At 29.6% G+C, this 6,067-nt stretch carries 7 protein-coding genes; all 7 read left to right on the top strand.

The annotated features are described in order from the left end of the window. Positions 1–540: LPXTG cell wall anchor domain-containing protein (locus ACQPUW_RS09755; protein ID WP_430837249.1), on the top strand; the 540-nt coding region annotated here is incomplete at its 5' end. Positions 541–902: 362 nt separating this feature from the next. Then, the gene (locus tag ACQPUW_RS09750; protein WP_430837248.1) at positions 903–2,321 is read left to right on the top strand and encodes a multicopper oxidase domain-containing protein; all 1,419 of its coding nucleotides are present in this window, start codon (positions 903–905) and stop codon (positions 2,319–2,321) included. A gap of 320 nt (positions 2,322–2,641) precedes the next feature. Further along, on the top strand, positions 2,642–3,352 hold the full coding sequence (locus ACQPUW_RS09745) for a GntR family transcriptional regulator (RefSeq protein ID WP_430837247.1): 711 nt from the start codon (positions 2,642–2,644) through the stop codon (positions 3,350–3,352). Positions 3,353–3,426: 74 nt separating this feature from the next. After that, positions 3,427–3,843: a PTS sugar transporter subunit IIA gene (locus ACQPUW_RS09740; protein WP_430837246.1), complete on the top strand. Its 417-nt coding sequence runs from the start codon at positions 3,427–3,429 to the stop codon at positions 3,841–3,843. 14 nt (positions 3,844–3,857) lie between these two features. Continuing rightward, positions 3,858–4,349 carry a PTS system mannose/fructose/N-acetylgalactosamine-transporter subunit IIB gene (locus tag ACQPUW_RS09735; RefSeq protein WP_430837244.1) on the top strand — a complete coding sequence of 164 codons (492 nt, stop codon included), beginning with the start codon at positions 3,858–3,860 and terminating at the stop codon, positions 4,347–4,349. A 30-nt stretch (positions 4,350–4,379) separates the two neighbouring features. Next, a complete protein-coding gene (locus ACQPUW_RS09730) occupies positions 4,380–5,210 on the top strand; it encodes a PTS mannose/fructose/sorbose/N-acetylgalactosamine transporter subunit IIC (RefSeq protein WP_430837243.1) in 831 nt (276 codons plus the stop codon). Beyond that, positions 5,210–6,031 carry a PTS system mannose/fructose/sorbose family transporter subunit IID gene (locus ACQPUW_RS09725; RefSeq protein WP_430837242.1) on the top strand — a complete coding sequence of 274 codons (822 nt, stop codon included), beginning with the start codon at positions 5,210–5,212 and terminating at the stop codon, positions 6,029–6,031. The genes ACQPUW_RS09730 and ACQPUW_RS09725 overlap by 1 nt, the downstream gene beginning before the upstream one ends. Positions 6,032–6,067 lie beyond the last annotated feature (36 nt).

Here is a 6,067-nt window from a genome sequence, read left to right as displayed (position 1 = left end):
GAAGCATTAGTGCATGCTGAGGATATATACAAAAAAGAGGACGCTACTCAAGTAGAAGTAGATAATGCTTATGAAACTTTATTAACAGGATATTTTGAATTAAGATTAAAACCAGATAAGTCTAAGCTTGAGGATTTAATAAATAAAGTTAATGATATGGATTTATCTAAATATACTGATAGCACAGTTAAAACTTTAAAGGATGCATTAAATAGGGCTACTGAAGTTTTAAAAGATGAAGAAGCATCTAAGGTAGATGTAGAAAAAGCTGTTAAGGATTTAGAATTAGCTTTGGCTAATTTAGAAGAGAAAAAAGGCGACGAAGACAATAATGGCAACAATAACGGAAATGGAAACGGAAATGGAAATGGAAATAATGGAGGAAACAATAAACCTGGACAAGGAAGCGGTAATCAGAACACTGGAAATAAGATACCTAATACAGGAATGGGTGCTTCATATACAGGAATGTTGCTTTTAGGAGTTGCTGCTGTAGCTGCTGGAGGAATTACTTTAAAGAAAAGAAAAAGAGATAAATAGCTAAATAAACGAATAGATAAATTAGGCTATTTTAAGAAAATTGTTGATAATATAATAGAAATAATGGAAGTTGAATTCAACTTCCATTATTTTATTTTTTGCTATTTTAAATTTTTTACTGTTTCAACTAATCTAATAAGTTTACAGAATTATAGGGAAAATAAATATATAATAATTTTTACATCTATTTTCTTAGTTATTGTTCTATATCTTAAAGTAGTTTCTAAATATTAAATTTAAATTATGACTATAAAAATTCTAATGTAGCAATAATAAAGTAAATATAAGTTCTTTATAGTAAATGAACAAAAGAAGAAGAAAATCCATAATATAGAATATATAAATATAGGAGGAGATATGTAATGATTAGACATTATGTATTATTAGCTACAGATGGATATACAGATTTACCAACAGGTCCTGATCTATGTTCAACAGATAAGAAAAAAGTATATGTTTTTGGGTTCGTAGGTGGGTTATATAAAGTTTCTGATGGTAAAAAGGTTAAATATAAAAATGATAAACTTGATTGGACTAATCCAGATAACTTTAGTTATCTTATGAACTTGACAAGTACGGCAACAATACCTTCACCACTTATATGGGGAGAAGTTGGAGATAAAATTTATGTAACATTAATCAACTTAGGTATGCCTATTTCAGATCTTACAGATTTGCATACTGTTCATTTTCATGGTGGACATGTTCCAACTCAATTAGATGGATTTCCAGAATTAAGCTTTGGAGTTCCTATGTGGACTGATATGAGTAAAGAGCCACCTGTGGCCACTTATTATTTTAATCCGGAAAATCCAGGCACTTATATGTATCATTGCCATGTTGAAGCATCAGAACATGTTCAAATGGGGATGTATGGAGCATTAATAATTTATCCTTCAGTTATGAGTCTAAGAAAAAATGGTATTTATCAAGATTGTAATGGATGTTGGAAAGCAAATGGAATTTATTATCGTAATATTCCTACAACTGCTACTAATAGAAATTTTGCTTATAACAATATTTACAGTTACTTTGATGAAGAGTATGTAATGCTATTATCAGATATAGATACTAGATGGCATGAAGCAGTGGAAAATAGGACAACTTTTAATGGAACAGACTTCAAACCTAACTATTGGCTTGTTAATGGAAGAGCTTTTCCTGATACTTTAAAAACACATCCATTAACAGTAACTTCACCTAATGCAAATCGTGAATTAATACAGTTAGATTATGAATCATATATTCACATAAAGAGCAATGATTTAGTATTACTGAGAACAATTAATATGGGATATCAAGTAGTACCTTGGCATATTCATGGATGGCATTTCCAAGTTGTTGGTAAAGATGCATCACCAAGTCCATTTTTAGCAATTGCTCAGTTGGTAGATACAATGCATACTAAAATGAATGGACATGATATGTTACAAATGGGATTTACTGCTACTATTGGTTCAGGAGAAACTTATGATTTATTAATTAGAGCAGAAGATAAGAGAGCTAATTATATTAATTATATTAAAAATGGCCAGGATGCGTTACCATCATTATGTAAGCAAATAAATGATTTAGGTAATGATAATGTATTTGATATTCCAATAGATCCTGTAAACTGTGAAAATATAAATATTACTAATCATTTAGAAATATGTAATGGCAAGAGGAATTATTATTATTACCCACAATTTTATCCTATGCATAATCATGATGATTATAAGGTGACTAATGATGGTGTATATCCAGGAGGACAACTGACTTATATGCAAATAGATAAATAGGATGATTATAAATAAGAATTATTAATATTAATAGCAATAAATATTAATTTTATAATGAGAAAATCAATAATATTAAATTAATATATTTTAATAGATATACTTCACATCTATAATTTAAATTCACGATATAATATCGTGAATTTTTTATATACATAAAAATTTATTTATATATGAAATTTAATGATGACATGTAAAAACATTGGTGCATAAAAATATTAAATGTAGATATTTTGATAATTATATACAAATGACTATAATTCAATTTGCAAAAATAATAGAAGAATGTTATAACATTAATATAAACATAGTGAGGTGAAGAAATGAATTTAGATCATAGCACAGGTGCTAAACCATTATGGAGTCAAGTAGCAAGTGTATTAAGAGAAAAAATAAAGAATGAAGAGTATGAAGTTGGTGATATATTACCTACTGAAATGCAATTAATTGAAGAATTTGGGGTATCAAGAATCACTATGAGGAAGGCTTTAGAATATCTAGTTAATGAAGGATATATTATAAGACAAAGAGGAAAAGGGACAATAGTTAAAAAGAAAGATAATGTATCTACAAGTATGAAGTCTTCTTTTGGTGAAGTTAAAGAAGCAGGGGAAAGATCTAAGAAAAAATTATTAGAAGTAAAGCTTATAAATCCTACTAAAGAAATAGCAGAGTTATTTAATATTGAAAGAAATTCTTTTGTCATAATGATGAAGAGAGCAATAGTAGTTGAAAATAAGACAGTGGCAATATTTAATAACTATATTAATCCACTAGTTCCTATTACAGTTCAAGATGATTTTAATAATTCATTTTATAAACTTTTAAGTGAAAAGGGATATCCAGTTACTGCAGGAAAAGAGTATATATCTGCTACTATTTCTAATGGGGAAGATAAAAAGATATTTGATTTAAAAAATCCAGTAGCAATTATTACTAGAAAGAAAATAGGATATTCAAAAAATGTTCCTGTTGAACTTACTTATTCAAGATATGTTGCAGATGGATATACTATTACAGTTGAATTAAAATAAATAATTAAGGGGGCTATTGACATTATAATGTCATAACATTATAATGTAATTATAAACTTAGAAGAGGTGAATTTATGAAAAAGGTATTAGTAGTTAGTCATGGTACTTTAGCAGAGGGTATAATTGAGTCGGCTAGAGTTATTTTAGGGGAGGTAGTTGAGGCTCAAAGTTGTTGTTTAAATCTAGGAGTAGGAATAAATGAATTTGAAAGCAAAGTAAATGAAATAGTTAAGCAATTCAAATCTGAAGATAATATAGTGGTTTTAGCTGATTTAAAGGGTGGGTCACCATATAGGGCAACAATTACTGCACTTTCTGAAAACGATTTACTAGATAAATCTATTATTTTAACAGGTGTAAATTTGCCAATGTTAATTAATGTAGTAATGCAAGATGAGATATTAGATAGTGATGTTGATGAATTAATAAAAGAATCAAAATCAGGTATTGATAAATTTAAATTAGAAATTGATGAAGATGAAGAATTATAAAGGAGAGATGAAGAATGGCAATAGAATTTTTAAGAATTGATGACAGAATAATACATGGACAAGTAGTTACAAGATGGGCAATGGAATATCCTTGTGATGGGATAATAGCAATCAATGACAAGGCAGCATCAGATAAATTAATAAAATCAGTTTTAAAGGCAGCATCAGAAAAAAAGACATTTATTTTTACTTTTGAGCAGTTTGAAGAAAAGAAGCAAAAGATGATTGATAGTGATAAAAAGTATTTTTTAATTACTAAAAATCCAATTGATATGGCCAGAATACTAGTAGATTATGAAATGAAAGTAAATACAACATTAGTAAATGTAGGTCCACAAAGTGCTAGAGATAATACAACAACAGTAAATAAAAATGCTGATATTACAGCAGAGGAAGCCCTTGCATATGAAAAAATTTATCAAAAAGGATATAAGGTAGATTTTAGATTAGTACCAGATGAAAAAAGCGTCCTTTGGGGAAATGTTAGAGAAAAATTTATTAAATAAAATAAATTTTAAATATTAAGGGGGATTATTATGGAAATATCAATTTTTCAAGCAATACTTATAGGTATTCTTTCTTATGCAGGATCATTATCAGCTGCACCTTTAATGGGATTAACTGGTGGGTGGTATGTATTAAGTAGACCTATAGTTTCAGGTCTTCTAATCGGTCTTATATTAGGAGATGTTACAACTGGTATTTTAGTAGGAGTAGCGGTTCAAGTTGTGTTTATTGCTTTAGTTACGCCTGGTGGAGCTATGCCACAAGATTTGAACTCAGCAGCATACATAGGTGTTACTTTAGGTGTTCTAGCAGTTAAAGGTGGAGCAACAGTGGAATCTTCAGTTGCAATTGCTACTGCGGTAGGAGTTATAGGAACAATATTCCATAACTTTATGATGTTAAGTAATTCATTTTGGAATCATAGAGCTATAAAAGCTATAGAAAAGGGCGATTATAAAGGAATTATCTTTAATCACTTTGTTGGACCACAAATAGTCCAAATGGCTTACAGAATTATTCCGACAGCAGCTATATTATACTTTGGAGCTGGTTTAGCAAATGATATTATAGCGATGTTTCCAATGGACTCATTCTTAATGAGAACGTTAACGGCGCTTGGTGGAATGTTACCAGCTGTAGGGGTGGCAATTTTATTAAGACAAGTTACTAAGAAAAACTTAGAGTTAATATACTTCTTGTTTGGATTTACTTTAATAGCATGTTTAGGTATTAATATGATAGCTCTAGCTATAATAGGTGCATTCTTTGCATTATTACATTTCAATTATAAGGCTTCTAAAAATGTTGTGGTAGCTACGAATGGTGGAGAGTTAGAAGATGATGAGGAGGATGATTTATAATGTCTAATGAAGTTAAAAAACTAGATAAAAAAACCTTAAGAAAATCATGGTTATTATGGTCCTTTGGTAATCTATCTTCTATGTCATTTGAATGGCTTGAAGCAATGGGTTTTGCAGTATCTATGATACCTGTAATTAAAAAACTTTATGGTGGAAATAAAGAAGAAGAGATTAAAGCACTTAAACGTCATTCTACATTCTTTAATACTGAGCCACAAGTTGGTGCAGTAATAAATGGTATAGTATGTGGTCTAGAGGAAGAGAGAGCAAACGGAGCTGCTATTGATGATGAAATGATCAATAGTATCAAACTTGGATTAATGGGACCTTTAGCAGGAATTGGTGATGCAATGTTACCTGGTATGTATGTTCCACTACTTATATCAATAGCAATTGGTATGTCAGAGGGTGGAAATCCAATGGGAGCTATATTCTATATAGTAGCATATTTGACAACTGTTATAGCATTATCACATTTTGTATTCTTCAAGGGTTATGAACTTGGAACTAAGTCTGTAGATTTAATTGTTGGAGAAGTAGCAAATAGAGCGAGAGAAGCTTTTAATTTATTAGGATCAATTGTTGTTGGTGGAGTTGGAGCTTCATACGTAGTTGTTAAAACAAGTTTAGTTATTAGTACTGGTGGAGAAGCTAATATTGAAGTTATGCCAATATTAAATAATATATTCCCTAATATTTTAGGATTAATAATTATAATATTAAGCTGGTACTTAATGAGTAAAAGGAAAATGTCTCCAATAAAGGTTATGGGAGTACTTATGGTAATGGCTGTTGCAGGAGTTGCAGTAGGATTCTTTTAAAAAGTGTATAAGAGGAGAAGTTAACTTCTCCTCTTA

Origin of the sequence: Clostridium sardiniense (assembly GCF_050584765.1) — a bacterium.
GTDB lineage: Bacteria > Bacillota > Clostridia > Clostridiales > Clostridiaceae > Clostridium > Clostridium sardiniense_A.
The sequence above is the reverse complement of the archived record's forward strand: the minus strand, read 5'-3'. Positions and strand labels throughout refer to the sequence as shown.

Excerpts from the sequence above, each read along its gene's own strand:
- ACQPUW_RS09735 (WP_430837244.1), top strand. The coding sequence starts at position 3,858 with ATGGCAATAGAATTTTTAAGAATTGATGACAGAATAATACATGGACAA.
- ACQPUW_RS09745 (WP_430837247.1), top strand. The coding sequence starts at position 2,642 with ATGAATTTAGATCATAGCACAGGTGCTAAACCATTATGGAGTCAAGTA.
- ACQPUW_RS09730 (WP_430837243.1), top strand. The coding sequence starts at position 4,380 with ATGGAAATATCAATTTTTCAAGCAATACTTATAGGTATTCTTTCTTAT.
- ACQPUW_RS09740 (WP_430837246.1), top strand. The coding sequence starts at position 3,427 with ATGAAAAAGGTATTAGTAGTTAGTCATGGTACTTTAGCAGAGGGTATA.
- ACQPUW_RS09725 (WP_430837242.1), top strand. The coding sequence starts at position 5,210 with ATGTCTAATGAAGTTAAAAAACTAGATAAAAAAACCTTAAGAAAATCA.
- ACQPUW_RS09750 (WP_430837248.1), top strand. The coding sequence starts at position 903 with ATGATTAGACATTATGTATTATTAGCTACAGATGGATATACAGATTTA.